Source organism: Pygmaiobacter massiliensis (genome assembly GCF_900199435.1).
Lineage (GTDB): Bacteria > Bacillota > Clostridia > Oscillospirales > Ruminococcaceae > Pygmaiobacter > Pygmaiobacter massiliensis.
Map to the genome: position 1 here is coordinate 101,304 of NZ_OAML01000002.1, position 15,032 is coordinate 116,335.

The following is a 15,032-nucleotide window of genomic DNA, read 5'->3' on the forward strand; positions in this document are numbered from 1 at the left end:
TGAATGGAGGCATTAAAATGGATGAAATTGTGGTTTCTAGAAACGAAGCTGTAGAGCAAAAGACACACGACCCCAAAGTTGTAGCCAAATTCTTTTTGCTTAATCTTGTCGGCATTTTTATGTTCTTTATCCCCGTTACAATCAATGGCGCAAAGTCGATTCCCATCGACCATATTGTTACAGCCATCCGGGCCGTTCCTAATTTCGGGCTGGTGTATGCCGGCATTATCGTCGTCTTGGGCGCGGCCTTGCCGTTTGTTCGCAAAACATGGAACAAAGATAAAGTAACAATTATCTTCTCTGTTTTCAAAGTGCTTGCGGTTTTCGTTTATATTATGGTGGTATTTCATTTGGGACCAGAGAGCATCTGGGCACCTGATATGCTGCCCTTCGTATTCAATAAAGTGGTGATTCCGGTTACACTGTTGGTTCCGGTAGGTGCAGTTTTTCTTGCTTTCCTCATCAATTACGGGCTGATGGAATTCGTCGGTGTTTTTATGCGCCCCATAATGCGGCCGATTTGGAAAACACCCGGCCGCTCTGCTATCGACGCCGTGGCCTCCTTTGTCGGCAGCTACTCGGTAGGTCTTTTGATTACAAACCGCGTCTATAAAGAAGGGCGGTATTCTACCAAAGAAGCTTGTATTATTGCCACCGGATTTTCTACCGTATCGGCCACCTTTATGGTAGTTGTTGCGAAAACACTGGGCTTAATGGGCAAGTGGAATGCATACTTCTGGGGCACTTTGGTGATTACTTTTATCGTGACAGCGCTTACCACAAGGCTTTATCCGCTCAACCACAAATCCGACCTTTCTTACGGCGGCAAACCGCCAGTGCCGGAAAGAGTAGCTGAAAAAGGCAAACTGTTTGCAACCGCATGGGACGAAGGACTTACTGCCTGCGAGAATGCCGGAGGCATAGGGGAAGGTATTGTTAAGAATTTCAAAGATGGCCTCAACCTAGCACTTTCGATTGGCCCGACACTACTTTCGATTGGCTTTTTTGGATTGTTGCTTGCAGCGTTTACGCCGGTATTCGATATCATCGGCTACTTGTTCCTTCCGTTTACAAAACTGCTTGGCTTCGGGCCGGAGGCGGCTATGCTTGCCAAAGGCTGCGCAGTCAGCCTTGCAGAGATGTTCTTGCCTGCAAGCATCGTAGCCAATGCCAGCCCGCTGGTGCAGGCAGTGGCGGCTATTGTATGCGTGTCCGAAATATTGTTTTTCTCTGCCTCGATTCCGTGCATTCTTTCTACCGATATTGAAATTAAGCTCAAAGACATCTTGATTATCTGGGTAGAACGCATCATTCTTTCGCTTGTGTTGGCAACCCCGTTTGCTTACTTCTTCCTCGTTTAACAGCGGGGCGAACGTTCAGCCTGATTAGGACATCTGCCCTTGACATTCCGGGCTTCCTTTCCTATAATAATACAGTAATCATGCAAAAAGGCATTGATGGGATCAAAGGCCCGCATCGGTCATAGAGAGAAAACCCTCGGCTGAAAGGTTTTTACTGCATTGCGCGCCCAAGCCGCCCCTGAGCCTCCGGCAAAACCGGACGTCTTGCTGCGTTAAAGCAAACAGAGTGGCGTGCTGCAAAGCAGTGCGCAATTTGGGTGGTACCACGGAGTTTTCACGGCCTTCGTCCCTGTTTGGGGCGGAGGCCTAACCTTTTTTAACCCTCTCCATGCAAAACCGAGAAATTTCAAAAGAAAAGGAATGGAATGTAACTTATGAAATGGACTGGACTGAACGACCTGCGCGAAGAGTTTCTCTCGTTTTTTGAAGAGAAAGGACATCTTCGTCTGGACAGCTTTCCGCTTGTTCCGAAAGATGACAAAAGCCTGCTGCTGATCAACAGCGGCATGGCCCCGATGAAGAAATGGTTCCTTGGGCAGGAAGAGCCGCCGCGCAACCGCGTCTGCACCTGCCAGAAATGTATCCGCACCCCGGATATTGAGCGTGTTGGCATCACTGCGCGCCATGGTACCTTCTTCGAAATGCTGGGCAACTTCAGCTTTCAGGATTATTTTAAAGAAGATGCAATTGCATGGGGCTGGGAGTTTTTGAACAAACGCCTTGCGATTCCGGCCGAAAAGCTTTATATCTCGGTTTACCTCGAGGATGATGAAGCTTACGACATCTGGACGAAAAAAATCGGCATTGACCCCGATCACATGGTTCGCTTCGGCAAAGAAGATAACTTCTGGGAGCATGGCTCCGGCCCGTGCGGCCCTTGCAGCGAAATTTACTTTGACCGTGGACCCGAATATGGCTGCGGCAAAGCAGATTGCAAAGTCGGCTGCGACTGCGACCGCTATATGGAAGTTTGGAACCTCGTGTTCAGCCAGTTTGATTCTGACGGCGCAGGTACCTACACGCTGCTGGAGCATCCGAACATCGATACCGGCATGGGCCTTGAGCGCCTTGCCTGCGTACTTCAGGGTGTTGGCAACCTGTTCGAGGTGGATACCGTCAACAACATTCTGAAACATGTTGAGCGCATCACTGGCAAGCATTACGGTGATGACCCCAAAACCGATATTTCCATCCGCGTTATTACTGACCACGTTCGCTCCACTGTCTTTATGGTAAGCGACGGAATTCTGCCCTCTAACGAAGGCCGCGGCTATGTGCTGCGCCGTTTGCTGCGCCGTGCAGCACGCCATGGCCGTATGTTGGGCGTCGACCGTCCGTTCCTCGCTGAACTTTGCAATACCGTAATTGCAGAAAACGGCGGTGCTTACCCCGAGCTGCGCGAGCATGAAGATTATATCAAAAAAGTCATCAGCGCAGAGGAAGACCGTTTCTCCCGCACAATTGACCAGGGCCTTTCCATCCTCAACGGCATGGTAGATGCCATCAGCAACGCAGCGATGGAAGGCAAGAAAAAGATTCTCTCCGGCATTGAGGCGTTCCGCCTGCACGACACCTTTGGTTTCCCGCTGGATTTGACCAAAGAAATCGTGGCAGAGGCTGGCATCGAAGTCGATGAAGATAAATTCCGCGAAGAGCTGCAGCGCCAGCGTGAAACCGCTCGTGAAGACCGTAAGTCCAAAGACATCAACGGTTGGGCGACCGACCTGTTCGGTGAGCTGGATGCTGAGCCGACCGTATTTGTTGGTTATGATAAGCTGGAAAGCGACAGCACCGTACTGGCAGTGGCCGACGAAGACGAGCTTGTAGATGCTGTATCGATGGATGACGGCGCCAAAGAGGGCGTACTGGTTGTTCTAGATAAGACCCCCTTCTATGCAGAAGCTGGTGGCCAGGTTGGCGATATGGGTTACCTCACCGGCGAAGGCGTAAAGCTGCGCGTCACCGGCTGCAAAAAGACCCCGAAAGGCTTCTATGTTCACACCTGCGTGCTTGAGAGCGGTTTGCTCGTAAAGGGTGCCAAAGTGGTAGCAAGTGTCAGCCGCCGTCTGCGCATGGCGACAGCCCGCAACCACAGCGCTGCACATCTGCTGCAGGCAGCTCTGCGCGACGTTCTGGGCCTGCACGTGCACCAGGCTGGTTCTTACGAGGATAGCTCCCGCGTGCGTTTTGACTTTACTCACTTTGGCGCTGTGACGGCCGATGAGCTGGCGAAGGTCGAAAAAATCGTGAACGAGAAGATTTTCGATGCACTGCCGGTTATGACTGAGGTCATGTCCATTAAAGAAGCAAAAGAGCGCGGCGCGATGGCATTATTTGGCGAAAAATATGGCGACACCGTGCGTGTTGTTAACATCGAGGGTTACTCCACCGAGCTCTGCGGCGGCACCCACGTTGCCAATACCGCAATGATTGGCGGCTTTAAGATTCTGTCCGAGACCAGCGTTGCAGCGGGCATCCGCCGCATCGAAGGTGTCACCGGCACCAACGTGCTGGCTCTACTTGCAGAGCGTGAAGCGTTGATTGCCGATACTTGCGAAAAGCTGAAAGTCAGCAATATGGCAGATTTGCCGATCCGTGTAGCATCTGTCAATGCAGAGCTGCATGACCTGCGCAGCCAGCTGGATAAAGCAAAAGCTGCCGCTGCAAGCCAGCAGGCAGAAGGCCTCTTTAAAAACGCACAAGAGGTTGATGGCATCAAAATTATGACCGCTTATTTCAGCGGCACCGGCGCAGATACGCTGCGCAGCATGTGCGATAAAATCCGTGACACTGTGCCCCTTTCGGTTGTAGTGCTTTGCGGAGACAGCGATGGCAAAGGTACCATGGCGGTAGCTGTGGGACGTGAAGCGATTGCTCGCGGCATCAAAGCGGGTGCACTTGCAAAGCTTGCTTCGGCCATTACCGGCGGCAACGGCGGCGGTAAACCGGATTTTGCTATGGCTGGCGTACGCGACGCAAGCAAGGTAGACGAAGCGCTGGCAGCTGTGCCGGAGCTGGTTCGAAGCCTGATGAAATAATAAACCTGGCTCAGCAGGTGTCGCAAAGCCGCCTGCTGCACCAAGGTGAAAATAAAGCTGCCGGGCAAAAATCATTTTGTCGGGCACAAGGCAGAAAGGCTGGTCAATAAAATGGATTGTCTGTTTTGCAAAATAGCGGCAGGGGAGATTCCCTCAAACAAACTGTTTGAAGATGATCGGATTCTTGCATTTTACGACATCGATCCGCAAGCCCCGCTGCATTTCCTCGTGGTGCCGAAAAGGCACATTGGGTCAGCTGCTGAGCTAACCGCACAGGACGGCGATTTGCTTGCGCATATCTTCGCGACCATCGCGAAACTTTGTGCAGAGCAGGGCGTAGAAAAGGGTTATCGTGTTGTGACCAATGTAGGCGAAGATGGCGGGCAAAGCGTGGCGCACCTGCACTTTCACGTGCTGGCAAAACGTAGCCTTGCATGGCCTCCGGGCTGATAGCCACCGGCAACTACACTTTTATTATGGGCAATGCCCGATTACGAAGGAATGATAGAATAATGGAAAACACTTACGAACTGCACGTTGCAGGCTTAATACGCCATCTTCCGATTTGCGCAGTAAATGAGCATATGGACATTGCTGCTTTTATCATGTTTAGCGACGTTGAGCTGACGGTTGCATGTGCAAAAGCGCTGCTCGAAAAATGCCCGGAGTTCGATATTATCGTCACCGCAGAAGCAAAAGGCATTCCACTTGCTTACGAGATGGCTCGCCAGAGCGGTAAAAACTATATCCCGGCACGTAAAGGTCCTAAACTTTACATGAGCGAAGCAGTCATTGTGGAGGATAAATCCATCACTACCGAAGCGGTACAGCGTCTTGTCATCGACAAAAAAGACCTGGACCAGATGGATGGCAAACGTGTGCTTATCGTGGATGATGTTATCAGCACCGGTGGCTCGCTGCATGCGCTGGAGGCGCTGGTTGGCAAAAGCAAAGGCCAGATTGTTGGCAAAGCTGCAGCCCTGGCAGAAGGCGATGCAGGCGACCGTGACGATATCATCTATCTCGAACATTTGCCCCTATTCTTTAAATAAGACCTATGAAAAGACCTCTTGCGACATTTTGCTTTGCGTGGGCTTTGACGCAACTGATCTTCATAAAATGCCCTCAGGCAGCCTGGCTGCTTGGGGGCATTGCTTTTTTATTATCACTCTGCGTGCTAGTCGGCAAGCAATATCGACAAAATTCAACACGCATTCTGGTAGCCGCAGCAGGTGTGGTGGCAGCAGTATTATGGATTACGGCCGCAGAGTTTTTTCTTTTACCTAATCTGGCATCTTTCTGTGGCAGAACAATGCAGGTGGAGGCGAAAATTGTTTCGGTGGATTCTACCGACGAAAATGGCTGGGCAACTTTGCAGATAGAAACTGCGGGCGGGCATCGGTTGCCCATTGCGCCGCGCATCGGCCTCTCCGGCTTTGCGGGATGTGAAGCAGGTGAGCTTGTCAGTGTGCCGCTGCGGTTTGTTTCGGTGAATCGAGAAATACTGCCCCGAGAGCAGTATCTTTCTGCGGAGATTGCGGGGGCTCCGGTTATCACCGGCAAAAGCAATCGTTTAACTGATTGGCTGACTCGGCTTGGCGACAAGCTTTCGCTCACGCTGCAAAGTCAGCTTCAGCCAGAGCCGGGTGCGCTGGCCGCGGCAATTTGCACAGGGGACAAATCCGCCCTTAGCAATCGGCTCACCATCGAAAGCCAAAGAGCAGGGCTGTCGCATTTGCTGGCGGTTAGCGGAATGCACCTTTCGGTCATCACCGGATTGTTGCTTGCACTAATACCACGCGGCAGGCGCTGGCTGAGGCTGATTTGCGGAACCATCGGCATTTTAAGCTTTAGCGCTCTTTCTGGCGCCTCGCCTTCGGTACTGCGCGCTGGCGTTATGTTGTTTTTGGTGCTGTTGGCCGATGTTATCAGTACCCGTACGGATCCTTGTACCTCGGTGGGATTTGTATTATTTTGTATGACATTGACCAATCCTTACCGGGCTGCAAATCCTGGGCTTTTGCTCTCTTGTGCAGCCACACTTGGAGTTTTGCTTGCAGGGGAGGCCATTGACAGGCTATGGGGAAATTTAAAGCGAGAACCTGCTCGCTATCAAAAAGCACTTCTTCGCTTGACTTCTTGCATTTTAGTTCCAGTCGCTGCCTGCATAGCGACGTTGCCGATTCTGATTGCAATGGGGTGGGGCGTTTCGCTTTGGGCGTTGCCGGCCAACCTTTTGGCAACCCCGGTTTTGCCCTGCTTAATGGCTAGTGGCCTTGCGGGTGCAAGTATTTATCAGATTTTTCCGTTAGGTGGCCGCATACTGCTTGGGCTTTGCGGCATTTTATGCCGATGGGTGATTGGTGTTTCTCGCTTTTTTGCAAATCTGCAAATGGGATATTGGTCTTTGCGTGGTGGCTATACGCTTCTTGTATTAGGCATCTTGGCCGTGTTGTGCGTACTGATTTTAAAAGCAAAAAAACGGCGTGCACTTTGCTTTTTTGCAGCAGCGCTTTCGCTATGGGCATTGCTACTTGGCAACGTCCTCTCCGCGGGCACCGTAAAAGCAGCGCTGATTAAAAGCGGTTCAGCCCCCGCTGTGGCGATTACTGCTGGCCGTAAAGCCGCAGTGATATGGAGCGGCGGCAACCGTGGCACTGATGCCCTGGAAAGTTACCTTACCCAGCAGAACATTCAAGAATTGGTACTTCTTTGCGATCTTTCAGCTAAAACAGCAGCTCGCCCGGTTTTGCAATGGTATCAGCCAGCAAGCTATCAAAAACCGCAAGAAAAAGAGGAGCAAACCGTTACTTTTACGCCATTTGATGATATAATGATTACCGTACAGTTTCAAAAAGAAGGTGCCTTTGCATTAATCGAAATCGGTAGGTTCCGGTTGTTGCTTCCCACTGGGCAGGTGAACGCATCACACCTTGGAGAAGTGGATGCTTGCTTTGCTGCCGCCAAAGAGCCTGTTGCATTGCAGACAAGCTGTATTTTGGCCGGGGATTTGCGCCCTGAATGGGCGTGGCAGCAAAAAGAAAAATTGGTAACGGGCACCGTGCCCACTGCATTTTTGCGCCTTGATGGTGCGATTACATACCGCAGTGGGGGATTGTTTTCATAAGATCTAATGAGAAAAGAGGCTTTGCAGATGGCAATATTAGACAGCTCTGAACTATCGCGCGCGATTAAAACGGGGCGTGCAGTTCCCGCATGGCTGCTGTACTCTTACGACGAATATCTGCTCAGCTCCTTTACTTCGCGGCTGATTGGCTCGCTGACGCAGGAGACGGGCGAGGACGCCACGATTTTGCCGGGGCCTATCCCGGATATTGGCAAAGCGGTGGAAGCTGCGGGGGCAATTTCGCTGTTTGGTACTAAACGCGTTGTGCTTTTTTCGCATCTTGACCCCGCAGCTGTGAATACAGCGGATTTAAAATTGCTGGCGGATCTTTGTTCGGAAGTGGAAAATGCTGTGTTGGTTTTTACCGTTTTGCTGAAAGAGCCGGCCAAAACCTGGAAAGGTGCAGCGGCCTTAAAGTTGCCGGCCTCTGCAAAAACACTGCTTTCTGCGGTAGAGCAATGCGGCATTGTGGCGGCACTCGAAAAACCTAATGAAGGGTCTGCAAAGCAGTATGTAATGCGCTATGCAAAAAAGCTGGGCGCAGAATTTGATGAAAATGCCGCCGAAACGCTGGTAGAGCGCTGCGGCATAGATTTGCTGTTGCTGCGTGCCGAAACAGAAAAACTGGCGGCTGCTTGTGGCTATGGTGAAATAAACCTGACCTTAGTACAAAAAATGTCTACCCGAAATATCGAAGCTGATGTGTTCGAGCTTTCAAGACATATCTTATCCGGACGTGCAGACGCAGCGTACCGCTTGTTGGGTGAGCTGTTTTATCTGCAAAATGAGCCCATTATGATTGCCGCAGCGTTGACAGGTAGTTATCTGGATATGTACCGTGTCAAGGCTGGCGCGGCAGCCAGTGCCGGTTATGGCACTGTGTTTAAAGAGCTTGGATATAAGGGCAGTGATTACCGCCTGAAAAAAAGCTTGGAAACAGCAAAAAACTATTCTCTTTCTCAGTTGGCAGAATGTTTGGACATTTTGGCGCGGCTGGATAAAAAATTAAAAGGCAGCGCCGTTGACCGTAAAATTCTGCTGGAGCTTGCGGTTGGGGAGTTGCTGATGTGCGGCGGCACAAAGCGGAGGAACTATGCGCATTAACGAGGTATTGGTAGTTGAGGGTAAATATGATGCAGCCAAACTTTCTGGCATTGTAGACGGCCTGATTATTACAACCGGCGGTTTTTCGATTTACCGGGATGAAGAAAAACGAGAGCTTATCAAAAACTTGGGTAAAAAACGCGGAATTATTATTTTGACAGACTCTGACGCTGCGGGATTTCGTATTCGCAATTACATCAAAAACTTTGCAAAAGGCGCCGTAATTAAGCATGCTTATATACCTGCGGTGCAGGGTAAAGAATCCCGAAAATCTGCTCCTTCCAAAGAGGGAACCTTGGGTGTAGAGGGTTTGCCCAATGAAATTATTCTGGAAGCATTGCGGCGGGCCGGAGCCACCGAAGAAACGCCGCGTGCCGGACGTTTGCTGAACTACACGGATTTGTTCGAGCTTGGTATTTCCGGCACACCCGGCAGTGCAGAGCGTCGCCGTGAACTGCTTGCAACCATAGGCCTGCCTTTGCGGCTTTCTAAAAAAGCACTGCTGGAAACACTGAATGCAACTTATTCTTATGAAGAAATGGTTGCGATTTGCCGCAAAAAGCCGGTACTGTTTTGGGATTTTCACGGTACACTGACGCTGCCAGAGCACACATGGAGCGACGTGGCGATGCGCTCCATTCTAAAACGCAGGCCAAACAGTACGCTGACATGGGAAGAGTTGCACCAGAAATTGCGCCATAACTGCTTGCCCTGGTGGGTTTATCCCGGCGAGAACACCAAACCTCTGACCGAAAAAGGCGCATGGTGGCACTACGTAGAGCAAAATTTTGCAGCTGTTTATAAAGAGCTGGGTTTTAATTCTGAAGAAGCACGCGAAATGGCAAAAGAGTTTCGCCCTGTGCTAACAGCACCGGAAACGCATCACCTGCGTGAAGATGCTGCTGAAGTGCTTGCTACGCTGCAAAAGCGGGGGTATCGGCAAGTGCTCGTTTCTAATAATTTTCCGGAACTGTCTAAAATCGTGGAAGCATTGGGGCTGATGCCCTATTTCTCAGATTTGGTCGTTTCAGGGCTCGTGGGCTATGATAAACCGAAAAAAGAGATTTTCGATTATGCAATGGCAGTGGCGGGCCATCCGCAACAGGCAATTATGATTGGGGACAATGCGCAGGATGATGTGGCGGGCGCAAAGGCTGCCGGGCTGGGGGCAATCGGCATAGACCGTGCGGCTGATGCACCAGACGCAGACTTTGGCGCAAACACATTAAGCGAACTGCTTAATGTGCTGCGCTAAGCCAATGCGACAACAAAAAACACAGCATACCGAGAGCGAAAAGAAAGGAATTACATGGGATTATTTTGCTGCCCGCTTTGCGGGAAAAAATTAGTGAAGCAGCAGGGGACGCTGCGCTGCCTGAACCGACATAGCTTTGATATTGCCGCAGAAGGGTACACGCATCTGCTGCCGGCAAATCGCAAGCATTCGGCTGTGCCTGGCGATGATAAACAAATGGTTGCGGCACGCCGGCGCTTTTTAGAGGCAGGCTTTTACGCGCCTTTTGCCAATAAGCTTTGCGAGCTGGCAAGCGAGACGGTTGCGGACATTGCCCACCCTGTGCTGCTGGATGCAGGTTGCGGCGAAGGCTATTATACGGCGCAGATGGCAGCAGAAAATTTGCAAATGCGAACGGCAGGTTTTGATATTTCAAAATTTGCCGTGAAAGCAGCAGCGAAAAAATATCCGGGCATAGAATTTGCCGTTGCAAGCATTTTCCATATTCCGGCACCCGCCGAAAGTGTGGATTGCGTGGTAGATATTTTCGCACCTGCTGTGCCAGAAGAATTTGCCCGTGTCTTAAAAAAAGGCGGTCGGTGGATTTACGCGGTACCCGGTGCGCGGCACCTGTACGGAATGAAAGAGGTGCTGTACGCACAGCCCTACGAAAACGAAGTGAAGGACACTGAATATCCAGGCTTTCGTTTTGAAAAACGCGTTTCTGTACAAGCTGAAATTACTTTGCCCGATGCCGAAAGCATTGAAGCTTTGTTTTCGATGACGCCTTATTATTGGAACACCCCGAAAGAAGGAGCTGAACGCTTGCGGGCACTTACTACACTGAAAACCGAAATTGCGTTTGATTTTTTGGTGTACCAACGAAAATAGACAAAAAGAAAAGCCCGGTGCCTTGCTGCAAAATGCAGCGCACGGGGCTTTTTTTATTATCGCACAAGATGATTTTCTGGTAGGGACACTACTTTAGGGTGCCATCTAAAACCTGCTCGAAATACCAGGGTTTTTCTGCTGTAAAGGTTTTTCCTGATACAGCTGCCAAAGGCCCTTCATGGCAGGCGGGGAAAGTGATTTTACGTGCGCAAAGCAGCTGATATTTGGCTTTCAGCTCGCGATTAACGGCATTGTTCCCATACTTGGAGTCGCCGACAATCGGGCAGCCAATACTTGCGAGATGCGCGCGAATCTGATGGGTGCGCCCGGTGATAAGGTTGACTTCCAGCAAGGCAAGCCGTCCGCTAACGGCAAGCTGATGATATTCTGTCACAATCTCGACAGCACCCGAGCGCGGTGCATCCAATACTTGAACCACACCCTTTGCGGCGTTTTTGTAAAGGTAGCCGCGCAAAGTTGCCTCTGCGGGCTGCGGACGACCAAAGGTAACACAGTAATACGTTTTTGCAATGCTGCGTTTTTTAATGGCAGCCAGCACCGCCGTTTCGGCTTTTGAGGTTTTTGCTAGAATAACAAGCCCGCTGGTTCCGGTATCCAACCGGTGACAAAGTGTAGGGGTGTAGCCCTTGTCCGGCTGGTACTCTTTTTTACCGTAGAGGTAAAGCAGTGCCCGATTAATCAAGGTGTCTGCCAGTTGCTCGGCTTCGTCCATCACGGGCAGTCCAGCAGGCTTATCGACAATCAGCAGCTGGCTGTCTTCGTATACTACCGCTAGTGACGGCCGTGCAGAAAGAAAAAGCGGACCGCCTTCTGGTCGGCGCAGCAGCTCGTCCGGCAAAAACAGCGTTAGCTCATCTCCGCTTTTTATTTTCGTACCGCCCTCGCATTTGGCTCCGTTCAGCTTAATCTTTTTCTCTTTGGCAAGCCGAAATACTTTACCAGAACCACCCAAAAGCGGGCATACACCCGGCAGATAATCGCAAAGCCGCACAGGGGCCGGGGTGGATACAATAAGACGCTGCATAAATAACACTCCGTTTGCTTTGCTGCCCCACGCACGGGCAGCATATTTTTATTTAGTATAGCATAGATATCAGTGATTTGTAATAAAAAAGCACAGAAAGGAAACCGCTATGAATTTCATGCCAATCCTTCTTATGGCTGTAGTAGTAGAGGGTCTTATCACTTACCTGCAGCATCTCATCCAAAACCATCATCTTTGCTGGCAAATGGCTCTTTCGATTGGCATTGGGGTATTTTGTGCAGTAGTCTATCGAATCGATCTTTTCGAGATGCTGGGACTGGAAGCGTCGTTGCCTTATGTGGGCAGTGTACTGACCGGTGTGCTTATCAGCCGTGGCAGCAACTATCTGTTCGATCTCATCAAACAGTTTGGTAGCATTGTAAACGGACCAGCAGCGCAAACTATAAAAGCAAAGGCCAACAGCACAACTACCGCAAACTAACAACATTATAAGTTTTATTTATACCACAGAGCGTACGCACTGTGGTATTTTTTTGATTTTGCGGAAGACACTAAGATAAGAATGGCGAAAAAGATGTAAAAATGGTATACTCAAATTCGATACTTTTGGTCAGTAATAACGGTGTATGCACCAGTTGCTGACAAAAACAAACGCGGATAACGGAGAATAAAAGGTGAAACAGAGAATACCGGATTACTATCCCGATTTTCATTGCATTGGCAGTGCCTGCAAAGACAATTGCTGCATTGGATGGGAAATAGATATTGACCCCGTTGCATGGGAGGATTACCGCTCCCAGCCGGGGGCTTTTGGCGAGCGCCTTCGCACGGAAATTGACACCGAGGGTGAGCCTCATTTTCGGCTGAAAGAGGACGAGCGTTGCCCTTTTTTAAACGAACAAAACCTTTGCGATATTATAACCACGCTGGGTGCCGGGCACCTTTGCCAAATCTGTGACCGGCACCCGCGTTTTTATACTTGGCTGAGTGATTGCACTGAGGCGGGGCTAGGCCTTTGCTGTGAAGAAGCGGCACGGCTGATTTTGACCCATCGTACCCCTGTTGCCTTTTTGGAGAGGGAAGCCCCCATAAAAGGGGAACAGGAACTGCCACACCGGCAGCCGGATCAATGGGAAAACCACCTGCTTGCAGCCCGGCAGCGCGCGCTGATGATTCTCCAAAACCGTACACTGCCGATTGAAAGCCGTGTACTTTTGTTGCTTCAGTATGGGGAAGAGCTGCAGTCTTGCCTGGAAGAAAACCTGGAGCAATTGCCGGAACTGTTTGCCCGCTGGGACGCTGTGCAAGAGTTGCATCAGCCTATCAAACGCCCAGTGCTTTCTACCCGGCAGCAAAAGGGTGCCCTGGCTTGGTACCAACAGTTTGCAGGGCTATACCAAGAGTTTGAAATCAATGATCCAGCGTGGATGACACAGTTGCAAGAGATACAAACCCGGCTGCCGGAGATTTTGCAACACGCTGTACAAGGTTTTGTACTTTCACCGGAAGCTGCGCGGGAGGAAGAGCAGCTTTTGGTTTACGGCGTCTGGCGTTATTTTATGAAAGCCATGCAAGACCATGATGCGCTGTCAAAAATTCATCTTGTGTTTTCCAGCTGGCTGATGCATCGGTTGCTGGTATTGGCACAAACAGAGGATTGTAGCTGCGCGCAGCGACTTTCACTTGCGGTAAGATACTCGAAAGAGATTGAATATTCCGAAGAGAATATAGATGCGTTGCTCGCAGCAAGCTTTCGTTCTGCGCTGTTCGGTCAAGATGCTTTACGCATGGCTTTATTTGCAATCATGCCAGATAAAGTAGCACTCTCGGCTCTCACCAATTAATTATAATTTTTTCAGTGTGCCTCGCATAAGAGCGGGCACACTGATTTTTTGTTCCAAGACAAAGCTTGGCAGGCCCCAGTAACTGCTTATTTTGTTGCATACCCGGACGGCGCAGCGTAATCTACGGTGCAAGCTATTGCAAAAGTTCGGGGCTCAACAGCATATACAGCACTAATAAAAAGACAAGAGCAGTATTTATAGTGAAAACGGTTTTAGCGCATAATTGCCGTAAAAGAATATTCCATATAAAGCTGGCGGCTTTGCATAAAATAAAAAGTCGGTGTAAAAACACCGACTTACGAAACTTGAAAAGCAAAGAATCATTTAAATTTTACCGCTGTGCCATAAGCAAGAATCTCTGCCGCTCCCTGCATCACAGAAGAGGAGTTATACCGTACACCCACAATGGCATCTGCACCAAGTGTCTCCGCTTCTTCTACCATACGCTGCGTGGCAAGTGCACGTGCCATGCTCATCATTTCGGTGTAAGCAGTCAGCTCGCCGCCAGCAAGGCTTTTAAAGCCTTGCGCAATATCCTTGCCAAGGTTTCGGGATTGTATGGTGCCGCCCTTTACCAGCCCAAGCATCTCCAGCTCCTTACCGGTAATATGATTAGTAGTGACCAAAATCATTTCCTTCACTGCTCCTTTTGTTTTGCTGCACCCAAATGCTGCTCTAAACAGGTGTCGGGCAGCGGATAAAAAATTTACCGCCCACCACAACCCGGTAAAACGGGCGGGCGTGACGGCTTTTTTATTGCTGGCACGCTTTATATGCAATAGTGTGCCACATTTTGTGCCAAACAAGCAAAGAGAGGAGAAAAAGGTTCTTTGCTTTAGCGAAACTAATCGCGGAAGGTCAGATCGTTATCGCTCATAGAATCCACAATGGCAAGGCTCTGCAGGTCATAGCCTATCTCGCGCAGATGGTCGCCACCACCTTGAAAGCCCTTTTCAATCACAATACCAATGCCCGCAACAGTTGCGCCAGCCTGTTTTGCAATGTCCAAAAGTCCCATTTGTGCTTTGCCGGTAGCAAGAAAATCGTCGATAATCAAAATCCGGTCTTCTTTGCCGAGAAATTTCTTTTCCAGCACAACGGTGTAATCAGTGCCATGAGTGTAGCTGGTTACAACAGTTTGGTAAAGGTCACCGTCCAGGTTTTTGCTTTTTGCTTTTTTGGCAAATACTACAGGTACGTTAAAATATTGTGCAGCAATGCAGGCAATGCCGATACCGCTAGCCTCGATGGTAATAATACGAGTAATCTTTTTCTCTTTAAAATGGCGATAGAACTCTTTGCCAATCTCGTTGAGCAGCGCGACGTCGATTTGGTGGTTAATGAAGCTGTCCACCTTCAGAATGTTACCGGGGCGCACTGTACCATCCTGTAAAATACGCTGCTTTAAAAGTTCCATAAAATCTCTC

Annotated in this window: 13 protein-coding genes; 10 read left to right on the forward strand and 3 right to left on the reverse strand. The window is 50.0% G+C overall.

Annotated elements, in window-relative coordinates; translation table 11 throughout:
* Window positions 1-17: 17 nt before the first annotated feature.
* The 8 genes from C1A11_RS00480 to C1A11_RS00515 all read left to right on the forward strand — a co-directional run bounded on the left by C1A11_RS00480 (window position 18) and on the right by C1A11_RS00515 (window position 10,755).
* Window positions 18-1,361 carry a YjiH family protein gene (locus tag C1A11_RS00480; protein ID WP_102048473.1) on the forward strand — a complete coding sequence of 448 codons (1,344 nt, stop codon included), beginning with the start codon at window positions 18-20 and terminating at the stop codon, window positions 1,359-1,361.
* A gap of 374 nt (window positions 1,362-1,735) precedes the next feature.
* Window positions 1,736-4,399 carry an alanine--tRNA ligase gene (alaS, locus tag C1A11_RS00485; RefSeq protein ID WP_102048474.1) on the forward strand — a complete coding sequence of 888 codons (2,664 nt, stop codon included), beginning with the start codon at window positions 1,736-1,738 and terminating at the stop codon, window positions 4,397-4,399.
* A 111-nt stretch (window positions 4,400-4,510) separates the two neighbouring features.
* A complete protein-coding gene (locus tag C1A11_RS00490) occupies window positions 4,511-4,849 on the forward strand; it encodes a histidine triad nucleotide-binding protein (protein ID WP_102048475.1) in 339 nt (112 codons plus the stop codon).
* 62 nt (window positions 4,850-4,911) lie between these two features.
* The gene (locus tag C1A11_RS00495) at window positions 4,912-5,451 is read left to right on the forward strand and encodes a phosphoribosyltransferase family protein (RefSeq protein WP_102048476.1); all 540 of its coding nucleotides are present in this window, start codon (window positions 4,912-4,914) and stop codon (window positions 5,449-5,451) included.
* A gap of 185 nt (window positions 5,452-5,636) precedes the next feature.
* A complete protein-coding gene (locus C1A11_RS00500; protein WP_180950187.1) occupies window positions 5,637-7,526 on the forward strand; it encodes a ComEC/Rec2 family competence protein in 1,890 nt (629 codons plus the stop codon).
* Between the two features lie 27 nt (window positions 7,527-7,553).
* Entirely contained in the window at window positions 7,554-8,630 is a 1,077-nt protein-coding gene (gene holA / locus C1A11_RS00505) for a DNA polymerase III subunit delta (protein WP_180950188.1), read from the forward strand.
* Window positions 8,620-9,885 carry an HAD-IA family hydrolase gene (locus C1A11_RS14015; protein ID WP_102048479.1) on the forward strand — a complete coding sequence of 422 codons (1,266 nt, stop codon included), beginning with the start codon at window positions 8,620-8,622 and terminating at the stop codon, window positions 9,883-9,885. Before holA ends, C1A11_RS14015 begins: the two co-directional genes overlap by 11 nt.
* A 54-nt stretch (window positions 9,886-9,939) precedes the next feature.
* Entirely contained in the window at window positions 9,940-10,755 is an 816-nt protein-coding gene (locus C1A11_RS00515) for a putative RNA methyltransferase (protein WP_102048480.1), read from the forward strand.
* An 88-nt stretch (window positions 10,756-10,843) separates the two neighbouring features.
* Here the strand turns inward: C1A11_RS00515 and C1A11_RS00520 are convergent, their stop codons facing one another.
* Complete coding sequence (locus tag C1A11_RS00520) at window positions 10,844-11,800, reverse strand: RluA family pseudouridine synthase (RefSeq protein WP_102048481.1); 957 nt, start codon at window positions 11,798-11,800, stop codon at window positions 10,844-10,846.
* A gap of 109 nt (window positions 11,801-11,909) precedes the next feature.
* Here C1A11_RS00520 and C1A11_RS00525 point away from each other — a divergent pair, with 109 nt between their 5' ends.
* Window positions 11,910-12,242 (forward strand): hypothetical protein, encoded by a 333-nt coding sequence (locus tag C1A11_RS00525; protein ID WP_102048482.1) that lies wholly within the window; start codon window positions 11,910-11,912, stop codon window positions 12,240-12,242.
* 193 nt (window positions 12,243-12,435) lie between these two features.
* Window positions 12,436-13,605 carry a flagellin lysine-N-methylase gene (gene fliB / locus C1A11_RS00530; protein WP_102048483.1) on the forward strand — a complete coding sequence of 390 codons (1,170 nt, stop codon included), beginning with the start codon at window positions 12,436-12,438 and terminating at the stop codon, window positions 13,603-13,605.
* A 320-nt stretch (window positions 13,606-13,925) separates the two neighbouring features.
* On the opposite strand, the gene C1A11_RS00535 is transcribed toward fliB, so the two are convergent.
* Complete coding sequence (locus tag C1A11_RS00535) at window positions 13,926-14,237, reverse strand: YbjQ family protein (RefSeq protein ID WP_102048484.1); 312 nt, start codon at window positions 14,235-14,237, stop codon at window positions 13,926-13,928.
* A 212-nt stretch (window positions 14,238-14,449) separates the two neighbouring features.
* Entirely contained in the window at window positions 14,450-15,022 is a 573-nt protein-coding gene (locus C1A11_RS00540) for a xanthine phosphoribosyltransferase (protein ID WP_102048485.1), read from the reverse strand.
* Between the last annotated feature and the right edge of the window lie 10 nt (window positions 15,023-15,032).

Coding starts and splice junctions, on each gene's coding strand:
- C1A11_RS00490 (WP_102048475.1), top strand. CDS start 4,511: ATGGATTGTCTGTTTTGCAAAATAGCGGCAGGGGAGATTCCCTCAAAC.
- C1A11_RS00525 (WP_102048482.1), top strand. CDS start 11,910: ATGAATTTCATGCCAATCCTTCTTATGGCTGTAGTAGTAGAGGGTCTT.
- C1A11_RS14015 (WP_102048479.1), top strand. CDS start 8,620: ATGCGCATTAACGAGGTATTGGTAGTTGAGGGTAAATATGATGCAGCC.
- C1A11_RS00480 (WP_102048473.1), top strand. CDS start 18: ATGGATGAAATTGTGGTTTCTAGAAACGAAGCTGTAGAGCAAAAGACA.
- holA (WP_180950188.1), top strand. CDS start 7,554: ATGGCAATATTAGACAGCTCTGAACTATCGCGCGCGATTAAAACGGGG.
- C1A11_RS00495 (WP_102048476.1), top strand. CDS start 4,912: ATGGAAAACACTTACGAACTGCACGTTGCAGGCTTAATACGCCATCTT.
- C1A11_RS00540 (WP_102048485.1), bottom strand. CDS start 15,022: ATGGAACTTTTAAAGCAGCGTATTTTACAGGATGGTACAGTGCGCCCC.
- alaS (WP_102048474.1), top strand. CDS start 1,736: ATGAAATGGACTGGACTGAACGACCTGCGCGAAGAGTTTCTCTCGTTT.
- C1A11_RS00535 (WP_102048484.1), bottom strand. CDS start 14,237: ATGATTTTGGTCACTACTAATCATATTACCGGTAAGGAGCTGGAGATG.
- C1A11_RS00515 (WP_102048480.1), top strand. CDS start 9,940: ATGGGATTATTTTGCTGCCCGCTTTGCGGGAAAAAATTAGTGAAGCAG.
- C1A11_RS00520 (WP_102048481.1), bottom strand. CDS start 11,800: ATGCAGCGTCTTATTGTATCCACCCCGGCCCCTGTGCGGCTTTGCGAT.